The organism is Paenarthrobacter sp. Y-19 (assembly GCF_029223985.1).
GTDB classification, from domain to species: domain Bacteria; phylum Actinomycetota; class Actinomycetes; order Actinomycetales; family Micrococcaceae; genus Arthrobacter; species Arthrobacter nicotinovorans.
Genome location: NZ_CP119414.1, coordinates 3,725,142 through 3,739,326, shown reverse-complemented (window position 1 = coordinate 3,739,326; position 14,185 = coordinate 3,725,142). Strand labels below are relative to the sequence as shown.

General features: G+C 64.5%; 17 protein-coding genes. 12 read left to right on the top strand and 5 right to left on the bottom strand.

Annotated elements, in window-relative coordinates:
• Positions 1 to 8: 8 nt before the first annotated feature.
• Complete coding sequence (locus PYR64_RS17490) at positions 9 to 509, bottom strand: FBP domain-containing protein (RefSeq protein ID WP_039243212.1); 501 nt, start codon at positions 507 to 509, stop codon at positions 9 to 11.
• A 430-nt stretch (positions 510 to 939) separates the two neighbouring features.
• Here PYR64_RS17490 and PYR64_RS17485 point away from each other — a divergent pair, with 430 nt between their 5' ends.
• From PYR64_RS17485 to PYR64_RS17455, 7 genes are all read left to right on the top strand, one after another.
• Positions 940 to 2,010 carry an iron-siderophore ABC transporter substrate-binding protein gene (locus tag PYR64_RS17485; protein WP_275776660.1) on the top strand — a complete coding sequence of 357 codons (1,071 nt, stop codon included), beginning with the start codon at positions 940 to 942 and terminating at the stop codon, positions 2,008 to 2,010.
• Between the two features lie 5 nt (positions 2,011 to 2,015).
• Positions 2,016 to 3,131: an iron chelate uptake ABC transporter family permease subunit gene (locus tag PYR64_RS17480; RefSeq protein WP_082499789.1), complete on the top strand. Its 1,116-nt coding sequence runs from the start codon at positions 2,016 to 2,018 to the stop codon at positions 3,129 to 3,131.
• Between the two features lie 122 nt (positions 3,132 to 3,253).
• Entirely contained in the window at positions 3,254 to 4,237 is a 984-nt protein-coding gene (locus PYR64_RS17475; RefSeq protein WP_275779994.1) for an iron chelate uptake ABC transporter family permease subunit, read from the top strand.
• Position 4,238: 1 nt separating this feature from the next.
• The gene (locus PYR64_RS17470) at positions 4,239 to 5,063 is read left to right on the top strand and encodes an ABC transporter ATP-binding protein (RefSeq protein ID WP_275776657.1); all 825 of its coding nucleotides are present in this window, start codon (positions 4,239 to 4,241) and stop codon (positions 5,061 to 5,063) included.
• The gene (locus PYR64_RS17465) at positions 5,060 to 6,115 is read left to right on the top strand and encodes a siderophore-interacting protein (protein WP_018779928.1); all 1,056 of its coding nucleotides are present in this window, start codon (positions 5,060 to 5,062) and stop codon (positions 6,113 to 6,115) included. Before PYR64_RS17470 ends, PYR64_RS17465 begins: the two co-directional genes overlap by 4 nt.
• 285 nt (positions 6,116 to 6,400) lie before the next feature.
• Positions 6,401 to 7,237, top strand: a complete 837-nt coding sequence (locus PYR64_RS17460) for an SGNH/GDSL hydrolase family protein (protein ID WP_275776654.1) — start codon at positions 6,401 to 6,403, stop codon at positions 7,235 to 7,237.
• Positions 7,234 to 8,064 (top strand): SGNH/GDSL hydrolase family protein, encoded by an 831-nt coding sequence (locus PYR64_RS17455; RefSeq protein WP_275776652.1) that lies wholly within the window; start codon positions 7,234 to 7,236, stop codon positions 8,062 to 8,064. The genes PYR64_RS17460 and PYR64_RS17455 overlap by 4 nt, the downstream gene beginning before the upstream one ends.
• Here the strand turns inward: PYR64_RS17455 and PYR64_RS17450 are convergent.
• Positions 8,040 to 8,327 (bottom strand): YciI family protein, encoded by a 288-nt coding sequence (locus PYR64_RS17450; protein ID WP_018779925.1) that lies wholly within the window; start codon positions 8,325 to 8,327, stop codon positions 8,040 to 8,042. The two genes, PYR64_RS17455 and PYR64_RS17450, sit on opposite strands and share 25 nt — an antisense overlap.
• Positions 8,328 to 8,396: 69 nt before the next feature.
• Between PYR64_RS17450 and PYR64_RS17445 the strand changes: the two genes are divergently transcribed.
• Positions 8,397 to 8,876 carry a MarR family transcriptional regulator gene (locus PYR64_RS17445; RefSeq protein ID WP_018779924.1) on the top strand — a complete coding sequence of 160 codons (480 nt, stop codon included), beginning with the start codon at positions 8,397 to 8,399 and terminating at the stop codon, positions 8,874 to 8,876.
• A gap of 63 nt (positions 8,877 to 8,939) precedes the next feature.
• Positions 8,940 to 9,707 (top strand): SGNH/GDSL hydrolase family protein, encoded by a 768-nt coding sequence (locus PYR64_RS17440; protein ID WP_193590154.1) that lies wholly within the window; start codon positions 8,940 to 8,942, stop codon positions 9,705 to 9,707.
• On the opposite strand, the gene PYR64_RS17435 is transcribed toward PYR64_RS17440, so the two are convergent.
• From PYR64_RS17435 to PYR64_RS17425, 3 genes are read right to left on the bottom strand one after another with little or no spacing between them, the layout of a single operon-like run.
• The gene (locus PYR64_RS17435) at positions 9,691 to 10,482 is read right to left on the bottom strand and encodes an FAD:protein FMN transferase (RefSeq protein ID WP_275776646.1); all 792 of its coding nucleotides are present in this window, start codon (positions 10,480 to 10,482) and stop codon (positions 9,691 to 9,693) included. The genes PYR64_RS17440 and PYR64_RS17435 overlap by 17 nt on opposite strands.
• Positions 10,466 to 10,945 carry an FMN-binding protein gene (locus PYR64_RS17430; RefSeq protein WP_275776644.1) on the bottom strand — a complete coding sequence of 160 codons (480 nt, stop codon included), beginning with the start codon at positions 10,943 to 10,945 and terminating at the stop codon, positions 10,466 to 10,468. Before PYR64_RS17430 ends, PYR64_RS17435 begins: the two co-directional genes overlap by 17 nt.
• The gene (locus PYR64_RS17425) at positions 10,942 to 12,402 is read right to left on the bottom strand and encodes a ferredoxin reductase family protein (protein ID WP_275776642.1); all 1,461 of its coding nucleotides are present in this window, start codon (positions 12,400 to 12,402) and stop codon (positions 10,942 to 10,944) included. Before PYR64_RS17425 ends, PYR64_RS17430 begins: the two co-directional genes overlap by 4 nt.
• Before the next feature lie 383 nt (positions 12,403 to 12,785).
• Here PYR64_RS17425 and rpmB point away from each other — a divergent pair, with 383 nt between their 5' ends.
• Genes rpmB through rpsN form a run of 3 tightly spaced genes read left to right on the top strand, consistent with a single transcriptional unit; the run spans position 12,786 to position 13,499 of the window.
• On the top strand, positions 12,786 to 13,022 hold the full coding sequence (gene rpmB, locus PYR64_RS17420) for a 50S ribosomal protein L28 (RefSeq protein WP_011776361.1): 237 nt from the start codon (positions 12,786 to 12,788) through the stop codon (positions 13,020 to 13,022).
• The gene (gene rpmG, locus PYR64_RS17415) at positions 13,022 to 13,189 is read left to right on the top strand and encodes a 50S ribosomal protein L33 (protein ID WP_003798558.1); all 168 of its coding nucleotides are present in this window, start codon (positions 13,022 to 13,024) and stop codon (positions 13,187 to 13,189) included. The genes rpmB and rpmG overlap by 1 nt, the downstream gene beginning before the upstream one ends.
• 4 nt (positions 13,190 to 13,193) lie before the next feature.
• Positions 13,194 to 13,499 (top strand): 30S ribosomal protein S14, encoded by a 306-nt coding sequence (rpsN, locus tag PYR64_RS17410; RefSeq protein WP_011776360.1) that lies wholly within the window; start codon positions 13,194 to 13,196, stop codon positions 13,497 to 13,499.
• The last annotated feature ends 686 nt before the right edge of the window (positions 13,500 to 14,185 follow it).

The window sequence follows — 14,185 nt, the reverse complement described above, 5'->3', positions numbered from 1 at the left end:
CCAAGGCGCTACTTTGACACGTCGCGGACCCGGTCCAGGAATTGTTCCGTCCGGGACTCCAGGCCTGCGATTTGCCGGACCACGACGACGGCCGGGTCCGGGTTGATCTCATTGGCCGGTGGTTCCTTGCGCACGTTGGCGCTGCAACCGAAATCGGCGCAGATCAGAGTGCCCACGGTGTTCCCGTCCTTGCCGGACTGTCCGGCCTTCTTGGCAACCCAGAGGTAGACGTCGTCCTTGGAGAAGACGTCCCGGCACAGTTCGCACAGCACCACACGCTTCTTGCCGGAGCCTCCCTCGGGGGCGCGGAGCATGACCCCCGTGAGTTTGCCCCGGTGGGGGACCACCAGGTACCCGCGCTGGGGCATCTTCTCATCGCGCCACCCCAGGAATTCAAGGTTGTCCCAGTCGATGGTGTCGAAATCGCGGGGAAGATTGGCCTTTGCTGCCTCGGAGCGGCTGGCGTTGATGAAGGATGAACGGATCTGTTGGGCAGTGATTTTCTGCATGGCAAAGCTTCTTTCGAAAAGTGGTCGACGTCCGCGTGCCTGGGCGTGCCTCTGCCGGCACGGCCACGGGCAGTGTTGCGGGGTGGCAGGAGTCGTCGGTCACCAAACGAGGAAATGGCAAGGCAAGGAAAGTGCCCTGCGGCCGGGTTTTGCTGTGCCCGGAAACCTAGAGAGATGCCGACGTGCAGGGGAGTGCCAAGCAGGCCAAAACGGCCACCTCGCCAACCATGGCTGCAGCAACTGAAACAGTGCGCACGCTCATCCCCTCGTCGTTTTCCAGGAAGCGGTGTTCCGCCATCGACCATCCTAACCCCAATCAAAAGCAGCCCGCATTGCCCAGGCGTGGAGATTAGGTGACGCAAACGTTTCGTAATTATCGGGAGGGTAGGCTAGCCTTACTTAGGTTCGCATCACTTACCTAAGGAGTACCGTGGCATCCCTTCTCCCACGCCGCGCCCTGCTGAAAACAGCAGGAACCGCGACGGCCGCCCTGGCCGCCGTCGCCCTTTCCCTCACTGGCTGCTCCACAGGACCGGCCACGTCGACGCCGGCAACCGAGCAGGCCGAGTCCGCCGCGTTCCCCGTGACCATCAAGAACGTCTTCGGTGAGACCACCATCAAGGAACAGCCCAAGCGCGTAGTCACCGTCTCGTGGGTCAACGACGACGTCGCACTCGCCCTGGGTGTTGTTCCGGTTGGCGTTCCCAAGAACGAGTGGGGCAACAACGACAAGGGCTCCACCCCGTGGAAGGACGCAGCGCTGGAGAAGCTCGGCGCCGGCTTCGGCACCGACAAGGCTCCCGTGCAGTACTCCGAGGCAGACGGCATCAACTTCACCGAGATCGCCAAGCTCAACCCGGACGTCATCCTGGCTGCCTACTCGGGCCTGGAAGAGGCTGACTACAAGAAGCTCAGCGAAATCGCCCCCGTCGTGGCGCAGCCGGAACTGGCCTACGGTACGCCGTGGCAGGAAAGCACCACCATCATCGGCAAGGCGCTGGGCAAGGAAGCCGAAGCCAAGAAGCTGGTCGAAGACACCGAAGCCACCATCAAGGACAAGGTTTCCAAGTACCCGCAGATCAAAGACAAGACCTTCATTTACGGCAACCTCGAGCCCGCCAAGGGTGACGGCGCCAACGTCTACACCGCCATCGACAACCGCCCCCGGTTCCTCTCCGAAATCGGCATGAAGCTGGCCCCCGTCGTTACGGAAAACACCAAGTCGAACACGGAATTCTTCATCCCGTGGTCCGCGGAAAAGGCCAACGAGCTTGAATCCGACATCTTCGTGACCTGGGTTCCCGAGGCTGCAACGGCCGACGCCATCAAGGCCGACCCGCTGCTGGGCCAGATCCCGGCCATCAAGAAGGGCGCACTGGTTGCCGATTCGGACCAGACCCTGACGCTCTCCATCTCCGCTTCCTCGCCGCTGAGCCTGCCGTGGGCACTGGATACGTTCCTGCCGCAGCTGGGTAAGGCCGCAGAAGCCGCAGGCAAGTAACTGCAATGAAACTGAGTACGACGACGGCCGTCCAGGGGCGGGGCAGCGGCAGCATGGTGCCGGCTGGCCCGGGAGGCATCTCCCCTGACGCTTCGGCATCCGGTAGGGGAACCGGGGCCCGGAGCGCAGCAGGCAAGCGCACCGCCTGGCTGCTGCTGGCCGTCGTCGTACTCGCCGCAGTAAGTGCCGCATCGTTGGCGATCGGCGCGCGCGGCCTTCCCCTCACCACGGTGTGGGAGGCCCTCACCAACTTCAATCCGGCTGACGGCAACCACGCTGTGGTGATCGCCCGGATTCCCCGCACCGTCCTGGGCCTCCTCGCCGGCGCTGCACTTGGCCTCGCCGGGGCTGCCATGCAGGGCGTCGCCCGCAACCCGCTGGCCGACCCGGGGATCCTTGGTCTCAACGCCGGCGCGGCCTTGTCCGTGGTTGTTGGCATCTACGTCTTCGGCATCGGCTCACTGACCGGCTACATCTGGTTCGCTTTCATCGGAGCCGCGGCAGCCGCCGTCGTCGTTTATGCCATAGCGTCCCGGGGGCGCGACGGTGCGACGCCGGTCAAGCTCGCCTTGGCGGGTGCGGCGCTGAGCGCGGGTCTGTTCTCCCTGATGAACGTCATTCTTGTCTCCAGCCAGGACACCCTGGACCGTTTCCGTTTCTGGCAGGTGGGCAGCATCGGCGGGCGGGACTGGTCCGTGCTGCTGCCTGCGCTGCCGTTCCTGGCTGTTGGCGCGGTCATCGTCCTGGGCGGCGGGCGCGTCCTGAACAGCCTGGCCCTGGGCGATGACATTGCCCGCGGCCTGGGCCAGAACGTCGGACTGGCACGCGGGATCACGGCACTGGGCATCGTGCTGTTGTGTGGTTCGGCGACTGCGTTGGCCGGCCCCATCGGCTTCCTTGGCCTGGTGATCCCCCACGCCGTCCGGTTGCTGACCGGCCCGGATTACCGGTGGATCCTGCCGTTTTCCCTGGTCTCGGCTCCCATCCTGCTCATCACCGCCGACATCATCGGCCGCGTGATCCTCCTCCCGGGCGAAGTTCCGGCAGGCATCATGACCGCGATCGTTGGAGCGCCGGTGTTCGTTTGGCTGATTCGCCGTGGAAAGGGGGCCGGACTGTGACGGTCCTAAAATCCGCGCCCGAGACGGCACTTAATGCCAATAATTCCCCCAAACACCCTCATCATCTGCCACTTCGGCGCGTGCTGAGCCCCACCTTCTTCCTGGGCCTCGCGCTGCTGGTGATGTTCGCCGTGTACGTGCTCCTGGGCAGCTACACCGTGACCATCCCCGACTTCTTCACCATCGTCATCAACAACCTGACCGGCGGCGAGAAGATCCCGGGCGCCAGCTTCATCGTGATGGAACACAAACTGCCCCGCGCTGTGGTGGGAACGATGATCGGCCTCGCTTTCGGGCTCGCCGGCGCGCTGTTCCAGACCATGCTGCGCAACCCGCTGGCCAGCCCAGACATCATCGGCATCAGCTACGGTGCCAGCGCCGCGGCAGTGACGGCCATCGTGATCTTCGGCGCATCCGGGGCTGTCGTTTCCGGGGCGGCCCTCGGCGGCGCACTGGGTGTAGCGGCCATCATCTACGCGATATCCCGCGGCACCGGCTCCGGCGCGGGCGGGGGCAGCCGGGGCAACGCTGCAGGAAACCGCCTCATCCTGGCCGGCGTGGGCATCGCCGCAGCACTCCACGCGGTGGTCAACTTCCTCATGACCCGTGCGGATATCCGGACTGCCGCAGACGCCCTCATCTGGCTCAACGGCTCGCTGAACTCAGCCACCTGGGACCGGGCCGGTGTTCTGGGGGTCTCCTTGCTTGTCTTGCTGCCGGCCGTCGCGGTCCTCGCCGGACCGTTGCGCATCCTTGAACTGGGCGACGACGCTGCCGCCGGCCTGGGAATCAGGGTCAACGCCGCGCGGCTGGGACTCGTGCTGACCGCCGTCGGACTTGCCGCCGTCGCCACTGCCGCCGCCGGACCGGTAGCTTTCGTCGCGTTCCTCGCCGGGCCGATCGCCCGCCGCATCGTGCGCAAACCCAGCCTTCCGGCGTCGGCCCTCACTGGCGCGCTGATCGTGCTGCTGGCCGACTTCTTCGCCTCCAACATTGCTCCGGTCGTCCTGGACGGAACCGTCCTCCCGGTCGGCGTCATCACCGGTGCGCTCGGTGCACCCTTCCTGCTGTGGCTTCTGGTCACGTCCAACCGAAAGGAAGCCTGACATGGCCATCCTTAATGCCAAGGACCTCACGCTCCAGTACGAGCAGCGCAAGGTGGTGGAGGGGCTCTCCACCGAGATTCCCGAGGGCAAAGTGACCATGATCGTCGGCGCCAACGCCTGCGGCAAATCCACGCTCCTGCGCGGCTTGTCGCGGTTGCTCAAGCCGGCCGGCGGTGCAGTGACGCTGGACGGCAAGGACATCCACTCCCGTCCTGCCCGCGAACTGGCCCGCACGCTGGGCCTCCTGCCGCAGCACCCTGCCGCTCCGGACGGCATCACCGTGCGCGACCTCGTGGGCCGCGGCCGCTACCCGCACCAAGGTTTCTTCCGCAGCTGGAGCGCCGCCGACGACGCCGCGGTGCAGCGCGCGCTCGAAGCCACCGACACCTTTGGACTCGCTGAGTGGAGCATCGACGAACTGTCCGGCGGCCAGCGCCAGCGGGTCTGGATTGCCATGGCCTTGGCGCAGGAAACCGACGTCCTGCTGCTGGACGAGCCCACCACGTACCTGGACCTCGCGCATCAGGTGGAAGTCCTCGACCTCATCACGGACCTCAACCGCCGTCGCGCGACCACTGTGGCGATCGTGCTTCACGACTTGAACCTGGCAGCGCGCTACGCAGACCACGTCATCGCCATGAAGGGCGGGTGCATCGTGGCTGAAGGGCCCGCCATCGATGTGGTCACAGAAGAACTCGTCTTCAACGTTTTCGGCCTGGAGTCCCGGGTGGTTCCGGACCCCATCTCAGGCACACCACTGATCGTTCCCATTGGACGGCACCACGCAAGCCCCGCTGTAAGCAACGAATTGGAGATCGCCTCATGAGTGCACAACCGACACAGGCCAAAGCAAGCGCCGCCGTGGAGCCCATGACCCTCGCCTTCGACGTCACCGTGACGGCAGTGCAGGAACTGAGCCCCAATTTCCGCCGGATCACGTTCGGCGGCTACTCGCTGCGCGACTTCGGCGTTGCGGGCGACACCCTGGACCTGCGCGTGAAGCTGATGATTCCGTCCTTTGACGCAGACGGCAATGTCATTCCGTTGCCCCCCTTCAAAATGGAAGAGGCCGGCTGGTACCAGGAATGGCTGGCGATGGACCCGTCCGTCCGTGGGGACATGCGGACTTACACCGTCCGCTCCGAACGGCTCGACGCCGTGTACCCCGAAATCGACATCGACTTCGTCATGCACTTCGACGACGCCGGGCACGGCGGACCTGCGGCCAACTGGGCGCTTGCTGCGAAACCGGGCGACGCACTGACCATCATCGGTCCCAACAACAGGGCTGCACAGTGCGCCACCGCCGGCGCCTACGGTGGCATTGAATGGCGGCCGGGGCTGGCGCAGCGCGTACTCCTGGCCGGCGACGAAACCGCAGTGCCCGCCATCAGCGCCATCCTGGAAAGCCTGCCCGCCGACATGACCGGACATGCCTTCCTCGAGGTGCCCGAAGCCGGCGATTTCCAGGACATCAGCACCGCCGCCGACATCGAAATCACCTGGCTTGCCCGCGGCGCAGCCATCGGACGCTCCCGTCCCCACGGCGAACTCCTCAAGGAAGCCGTGGCCAAGGCAGTTCCCGTCCCGGGTTGGGTGGGCATCAAGGGTTCCGGAACCGCAGCAGGTCCTGAGCCCGAAGACGTCAACGTGGACCAGGACATTCTTTGGGAAACCCCGCAGCGCATGGACGCGGCAGCCATCGAAGCCACCAAGAACCCGACACTGCCCGCAGGCGCCTTGCCGTTCTACGCCTGGATTGCCGGCGAAGCGTTCGTGATCAAGGAAATGCGGCGCTACCTGGTGCGGGACGTTGGCATTGACCGCAAGCAGGTTGCGTTCATGGGCTACTGGCGTCGCGGCAAGGCGGAAGGCTAAGCCCCTGCTGCATCGTTGAGTCCGCCGAAGCGCCGGTTTTGCCGTCGCTTAGACACAACCCATAGGTGGCGTTCCGGTCGCTAAGCGACCTCCTCGCCACGATGGGCCGCGATGCGCTCCTTCGCAAAACCGCCGCTGCGGCTCGTGCCCGCGTCACCTTCCGACGCTTGCTCACATCCCGCGTGCTTGGGTCGGACGCTTGCTCACTTCCCGCGTGCTTGGGTCCGGACGCTTGTTCACTTGGGGTTGGCTCGGCCTTAACCGGGGGCGGGTAGCTTCGGTGGGGTGCGGGACGACTTCGGTGACGGAAACAGCGCTCGACGGCGGTATGTCGCCATCGGGGATTCCTTCACCGAGGGTGTCGGGGACCCGAGCAAGGTCCTGCCGAACGGGGTGCGAGGCTGGGCCGACCGGGTGGCCGAAAGGCTGGCGAAGGCGCAACCGGGGTGGGAGTACGCCAATCTGGCAGTTCGCAGCAAAAGGCTCCGGCACATCATCGATGAACAGCTCGAACCCGCGCTCGCCATGGAGCCCACGCTCATCACGCTGTATGCCGGCGGCAATGACATCCTGGACTTCGGCACGGACATGGAGGCCCTTCTTGCCGATTACGAACTCCTGGTTGCGCGGCTGAGTGGAACCGGGGCCACGGTGGTGCTCTTCACGGGGTTCGACGTCAAGGTTTCCGCTGTCCTGGAGCCGTTCAAGAAACGCAATACCCTGTACAACCACAGAGTCCGGGAGATAGCGGTCAAGTACGGCGCCGTTCTGGTGGATTATTGGTGCTTCGATGCTTACAAGGACCCGCGGATGTGGTCCCCGGACCGGCTTCACATGTCCAAGGCCGGCCACAAGTACTTGGCCGGACAGGTCCTGGACCATCTCAATGTCCCGCACAAGATCCCGGCCAAGGAATGGGAACCGCCTACCCGGTTGACCCTGCGTGAATGGGAGCGCCGCCAACGCCGCTGGGTCAACGACTGGGTGGTGCCGTTGTTCGGGCGCAAACTGCGCGGTGTCACCCTGGGCGATTCGCTGCAACCCCGCTGGCCGCATCCGGTCAAAGTCCCCCGCAAGGGTGGTTTGAAGAAGCTCATGGAAAACCGGGAGGCAGCACAATGACCATGCCGCGGAGATTCGTCGCGTTGGGAGACTCCTTCACTGAGGGCGTGGGAGACGTTGACCGCAGGCTACCCAACAACTGCCGTGGCTGGGCTGACCGTGTGGCCGAGGAGTTCGCCCGGCACGATGACCGCACGCTCTACGCCAACCTGGCCGTTCGGGGCCGCCGCCTCCAAAGGATCGTTGACGAGCAGCTCGAACCCGCACTGGCCCTGAATCCCACACTCATCAGCTTCTACGCCGGCGGCAACGACCTCCTCATGGCCCGGCTCAACCTGGGCCGGCTCATGAGGGATTACGAAAATGCCGTGATGCGCCTCAAAGCCAGCGGTGCCACGATCGTGCTCTTCACCGGCTACAACGTCCCGTTGTCTTCCTTGCTGGAGCCCTTGAAGGTCCGTACTGCCATTTACAACCGCCACATCCGGCGGATTGCCGCGAAGTACCAGACGCTCCTGGTGGATTATTGGTGCTTTGAAAAGTTCCAGGACCCCCGCATGTGGGCTTCCGACCGGCTGCACATGTCCACGCCGGGCCACAGGTACATGGCCAGGAAAGTCCTGGAGGTCCTGGGAGCGCCCCATTCGCTCTCTGAGCCGGTCATGGCGCCGTGGCGTTCGAAGTCCCTCACCGAAAACATCGCCGACGACGTCGCCTGGCTGAGGCGCGACGTCGGACCTTGGTTTTCACGCCGGGTCCGCGGCGTTTCGAGCGGTGACCACCTGGGTGCCCGCTGGCCGGAACTCATGCCGGTGGTGCTGCCCGAACGGCTCGGAACCGGCACGGCGAAAACCGTGAAAGCTCAGCTGTCCAGCAGGTTTTCGTAGCCTTCGGCCACGCTGGTGGCGGTGAATTCGATGATTTCGAAGTCGGCCACCCCGTTGCTGTAGAACGGATCCTCGGCCAGCGAGGCATCCAACGTTGCCCTGTCCACTTTGGACAGCAGCACGCCTCCAGTGGCCGGGACGCGACGTCCGGACGCAAGGAAGATCCCGCCGTCGAACGCGTCCTTGAGCCAGGCCATATGGCCCGGGCGGTGAAAGTCGACGATTTCGTCCGGAACTTTGTAGGTCAAAGAGACTACGAACATGCAGCCAGCCTATCGCCAGGGCAGCAGGCCTGGACCCGGGAAGCCGACGGATTCTCATAAGATGGACCCATGAATCAACCCCGGTGGCTGAACGCCGACGAACGCCGTGCCTGGCTTGCCCTGCTGAGCATCAATACTTTGCTCCCCTCGGCGTTGGACACCCAGCTTCAGGCGGCCGGGAAACTGTCCCTGTTCGACTACAACGTGCTCGCCATGCTCTCCGAAACGGAGGGCCGGTACCTGCCCATGAGCGAGCTCGCTGCCCGGACAAGCGCCTCCCTGTCACGGCTTTCGCACGTGGTCACCAAACTGCAGAAACGCGGCTGGGTGGAACGGCAGGCCCACCCCGGCGACGCCCGCGTCACGGTGGCGCACCTGACCGACGCCGGCATGTCCACCATTGTTTCCCTGGCGCCAGCCCATGTGGAGTCGGTGCGGACGCTGATGCTCGACTCGCTCAGCCCCGACGACGTCGCCGACCTCGCACGGATCGGCGAGAAAATCGTTGCCCGGTTGGACAACAACCACTGGATTCTCCGCGATTCCTAGTGCTTTCTCCGGCGCAGAACAGCGGCTTTGTGGCTGTGAGCGCTGAAGTGGCAGACTGGCGGCATGGATTTTTCTGCCCGATATGTTGCCCTGGGGGATTCGTTCACTGAGGGCGTCGGCGACGACGATCCCACCCGCCCTAACGGGGTGCGCGGCTGGGCTGACATCGTGGCAGGGCAATTGGCCCAAAGCAATCCCGGTTTCGGCTACGCCAACCTGGCCATCCGTGGCCGGAAACTCCGCCAGATCATGGCCGAGCAGGTGGATGCCGCCGTCGCAATGAAACCCACCCTGGTGACCCTTTACGCCGGGGCGAACGACATCCTGCGGCCCAAGATCGACATCGACTCGCTGTTGGAGGAGTACGACGCCGGCATCGCCAAGTTGAGTGCGACCGGTGCCACGGTCCTCCTCTTCACGGGCTTCGATGCGAAGGGCTCGAAAGTGTTCAGCGCGATGCGTGGCCGCACTGCGATCTACAACGAACTCGTGCGGGAGATCGCCGAGGACCATGGCGCCTTGCTGGTGGATTACTGGCGCTTCGACGAATACGACGACTGGCGGCTTTGGGGCGAGGACCGGATGCACATGTCCACAGCCGGCCACATCAACATGGCCAAGCGCGTCCTGGACGTCCTGGAACACGAGCATGTGATCGACGTTCCCGAGCTCGCGCCCGCGCGGCTTTTGGGGAGGGTGGAGGCCCTGAAGGCAAACGCGCGCTGGCTCCGGGAGTCGGCAGCGCCGTGGGTGTCCCGTCGTCTCCGGGGCGTGTCTTCCGGCGATGGCCTCAGTCCCAAGTACGCAGAACTGATCAGGCCGGTTTCCTGAACCCGGCGGTAGCCAGCAGCGTCCCGTCGCGACGTACCGCGAGGACTTCCACCTTCCATTTTTCAACAGCCTGATCGAGGGTCCTTGTCCCGCCGGCGACGATGGCGGTTGCAAGGACGTCGGCGGTAACGATGTCGGCGGCGGCCACGGAAACCTGGTCGAACTCCGTTGCCGCACCTCCAATGGCCCAAATGTGCTGGCCGCGTTCAGCCGTGCCCGACGTCGCGAGTGCCCGCAGGGCCGACATCGGATACGCGCCCAGCAAGGCTTGCCGGTCCTGCGGATCAACGATGCCGGCGAGCCACGGCTCCTCCGTCCCCGGTTCGGGGGACCCGCTCACCAGGACATCGCCGCCGGCGTTCAGGCACCAGTCCCGCAAACCCAGGGCTTCGAGGGACAACGCTGCCTCACGCACCGCGTGTGCTTTCACGATCCCGGAAAGATCCAACGTGCCATCCGGCCGCTCAGCCGTGAAAGCCCCGCCGGTTGCCAACCGCCATTCGGACGCTTCTGCGTACAGGTCCTGCATGGACTCGGAGGCGTAGGCCAGGGTCAGCTCACCGCGGGCCAGCCTGCTCGCTTCGGAGCCGTTCCGGTACAGGCTGAAGCCAAGGTCCAGTTCAGAGAACTTATCCTCGACGACGGCGGCTGCTGACTCGAGCTCGTCAACGGCTGTTTGGGCGTAGTGTCCGCTCGCCACCGTCAGGCTCACTACGGTGCCCATGGTGCGGAATGTCCGGGCCCGCAGCTGCGTGGTGCTAGAAGTGTGCGGCATCGAGGGCTGCCTGGAGTGAGGTGAGGTAGGCGTCGCTGGTGACCGTTGCGCCGCCGACGGTTTGCACGTCCGCGGATTGCGCCTGGAGGACCTCGGACCGCAACACGGGTGCTGCCCGGCTGCTGATCTGGGCCGACTTGCGTTCGGCGTCAGTGAGCTGGAGGGCCGTGACTTCGGTGATCTTGCCGCCCTGGATGGTTACACGGACCTGGACTGTACCGAAGCGGGTCTGGACGGCCGTGCCATCGTACGTTGCCGCCGTCGTTGTTGTCTTGGTTCCGCTGCTGGTGGCGCTGCTGCTTCCGCTGGTGCCCGTGGTGGTGCCGCCGGCGGAACTGGCGCTGCTTCCCAGGCTTGTGGTGGTTGCCGTGCCGGTGTCGGCGATGTGCGCGCCCGACTGCCAGCCCGCCAACAGGATGCCCGCCGACGCCAGCGCGGTTGCCATGGCTGCTCGAATTCTCACCAGTCAAACCTTTCGTAGTGGACTTGTTCATCGGGGACACCCGCTGCGCGTACTTCCCTGATCACGGAGGCGGCCCAGGGGGTGGGGCCGCAAACGTAAACGTCGGCGTATGCGATGCCGGGTGCGTAGGAGGCGATGGTGAACCCGGCAGTCGTCGCGGATTGGGGGAGCCAGGAGCGGACGCCGGCCGAGCGGGGCCCCGTGAGGTGGAAGAGGGTGGCGCCTCGTGCCTGGCACAACGCCATGATTTCCTTGCCGAGGAAAAGCTCCGACTCATCGTGTCCCCGCAGCAGGACCGTGGCCTGGCCGGGTTCGAAAGGGGTGGATTCCAGGAGCGACCGCAACGGCGTGATGCCGATCCCCGCGCCGATCATCACCACGTTGTTCCGGGTGCGTGCCGCCGTGCTGAACATGCCGTAGGGGCCCTCAAGGGCGACCTTGGTGCCGGGCTTGATCCGGGCAAGCCGGGCAGAGCCTTCACCCAGGTTTCGCACCGTGATGCGCAAGCTCCCTGGTTTGCTTCCGACGCCGGACACGGGTTCCGCCGACAAGCTGAACGGGTGCGGCTGCCACCAGTGTCCCGGAGCGAGGAACCGCCAGAAGAAGAAACGGCCCCCGGCACCGGCCAGGCGTTCCAGCTGAAGGCCCGTCATTTCGATGCTGAAAACGTCCGGCGCGACCCGGACCACGCGGCTGACGGTGAGCTGGTGCCGGAATGTCGCTGCCAACGGCAGGTACACCCTGTAGAGGAGAAGTGCGGCACCGGTCGCAATGCAAATAGCCAGCCAGTACCAGCGTTGCCACGTCCCTTCCGCGAACAACCCGCCCACACTGAACTGGTGCGGGATGGCGGTGCCAACGGCCACATAGGTCAGCAAGTGGATCGCGTACCAGAATTCGTACGGGAACTTCCGGCGGACGGCCACCAGCGACGTCACCACCACGGCAACGAACAGTGCCAAGGAGACGAATGCGAGCCACATGTCCGGGACGTTGACCCACAGCGAGACCGACTCACTGACCGGATCCAGGCCCTCCGCCGCTCCGTAGCCGATCGCGAGCAGGAGACCATGCGCCAGCAGCAGGTAAAGAGCCGGTTTGCCCAGCTTCTTGTGCACCTCCAAGGCGCGGTCATGGCCGATTGTGTGGTCCACGAACGGGATCCTGGCCGCGAGCAACAGCATCAACAACACCAGGTCCATGCCGATCAAGCCGGCTACGATCCCCAGCGATGTCATGGTGGCCGCGAACGACGAGAACCCGCTGGCACCGCCGTCAGCAAGCCACAGCGTCACCGCCGCAACCGGCGACAACCACCCGACGAAAGCCAGGACATCGGCCCGGGCCAGCCGCCGTCGTGCTTGCGGACGGAAGCGCTCGACGGCGGCAGGTGCTGTCCGCGGGCCGGGCGACGACGGGTTGTCCACCGGAGAATCAGGGGCCAGTAACGAGGTCATATCCCAAGACTCGCCCGGCTTCCTTTCATTCTGCTGTGAAAGAGCTTTTGAGGGCGTATGATGCCGGATTGGTCTTAATTTGGCCTGGCCCGTAGAATAGTTAGGCGCTAGGTAGTGCGGATCGTGTGCAATTGCTCCGGTTGGTGGTGAAGTCAGTCTGACTGACATCCCGTTGGCCGGTAGTTAGGGGCTCAAGTTGCGTGCATTCCTGTATTCGCCCGGTATCCCAGGACCTGAATCATTGCGGTCCTGAGGCCAGCCTTCTTCGCCGCACTTGCTGCGGAAACTACCGAAATGGTGTGGACCCGGATGCGAACACTGCCTGTCGCACGGCAACGCAGGAACATCTGCACGCCGTTACATTCAATCTTTGGAGGAGAGTCATGGCAGCACACTGCCAAGTGACCGGAGCCGAGCCGGGCTTTGGACACAGCATTTCGCACTCGCACCGTCGCAACAAGCGCCGGTTCGACCCGAACATTCAGAAGAAGCGCTACTGGGTTCCGTCCCTGCGCCGTAATGTCACGCTGACCCTGTCAGCCCGTGGCATCAAGACCATCGACGTACGCGGCATCGACTCAGTCGTCGCCGACATCCTGGCACGAGGAGTAAAGCTCTAATGGCAAAGGACAAGGACGTACGTCCGATCATCAAGCTGAAGTCCACTGCGGGCACCGGTTACACCTACGTAACCCGCAAGAACCGTCGTAACGACCCGGACCGCCTGGTCCTGAAGAAGTACGACCCCAAGATCCGCCAGCACGTCGAATTCCGAGAGGAGCGCTAAACACATGGCAAAGAAGTCCAAGATTGCTCGCAACGAGCAGCGCAAGGTCATTGTTGAGCGTTACGCTGCCAAGCGTCTCGAACTGAAGAAGACCCTGGTTGACCCCAACGCGACTGACGAAGCACGCGAAGCTGCACGCCTCGGCCTGCAGAAGCTGCCCCGCAACGCCTCCCCGATCCGTCTGCGTAACCGCGACCAGATCGACGGCCGTCCCCGCGGCACGCTCCAGAAGTTCGGTATCTCCCGTGTTCGCTTCCGCGACATGGCTCACCGCGGTGAGCTCCCGGGCATCACCAAGTCTTCCTGGTAATCACGAAGCTCTGAAAGGGCCGGCGACCGTTATGGTTGCCGGCCCTTTTTGTGTTTAAGCGCGGGTTGTTGCATGAGGGAAGCGCCTGACGCGAAGGGGTGGCCGGCGCGGAGGCGGCGGTCTCGGAAGGGTGGCTGTCGGGGAGGGGTGGCCGGCGGGGAGGGGGCGGTCATCCTCTGCGCGCTCGGTCGTTCCTCCCTTGGACGCGCGCTGCCGGATAACCGCCCCCTCTTTCCGACGCTCGCTCACATCCCTAGGGCTTGAATCGGACGCTCGCTCACTTCCCGAGGGTTTGAGCGTGACGCTTGCTCACTCTCCGAGGGTTTGGGCCGGTCGCTTGGTCGCGTTCCGCTGGGATGGGGTTCGACGGCGGTTGTTGGGTTGGGTGCGAGGGTGTCCGGGGGTTGTGATGGGGTTCACGGTGGTTGTTTTGGTGGGTTTGGGGGTGGTTTGTTGGGTTGGTGGGGTTGTTTGGGTTGTGTTTGCGGGGTTTTTGGGTGGTCTGGTGGTGGATTTGTGTGGGGGCTTGTGGGCGTGTAATGTCTTCTGAGTCGCCGCGAGTGAGACAGCCTGGAGCTGAGAACTGCGGGGGCCGACCCCCTTGATAACAGCCTGAGAAATGGTTCGCTTTTGAGCGTGCTGTGTGGGTGGGGCCGGATGCTTGATCGGAGAATCACGGGAACGCG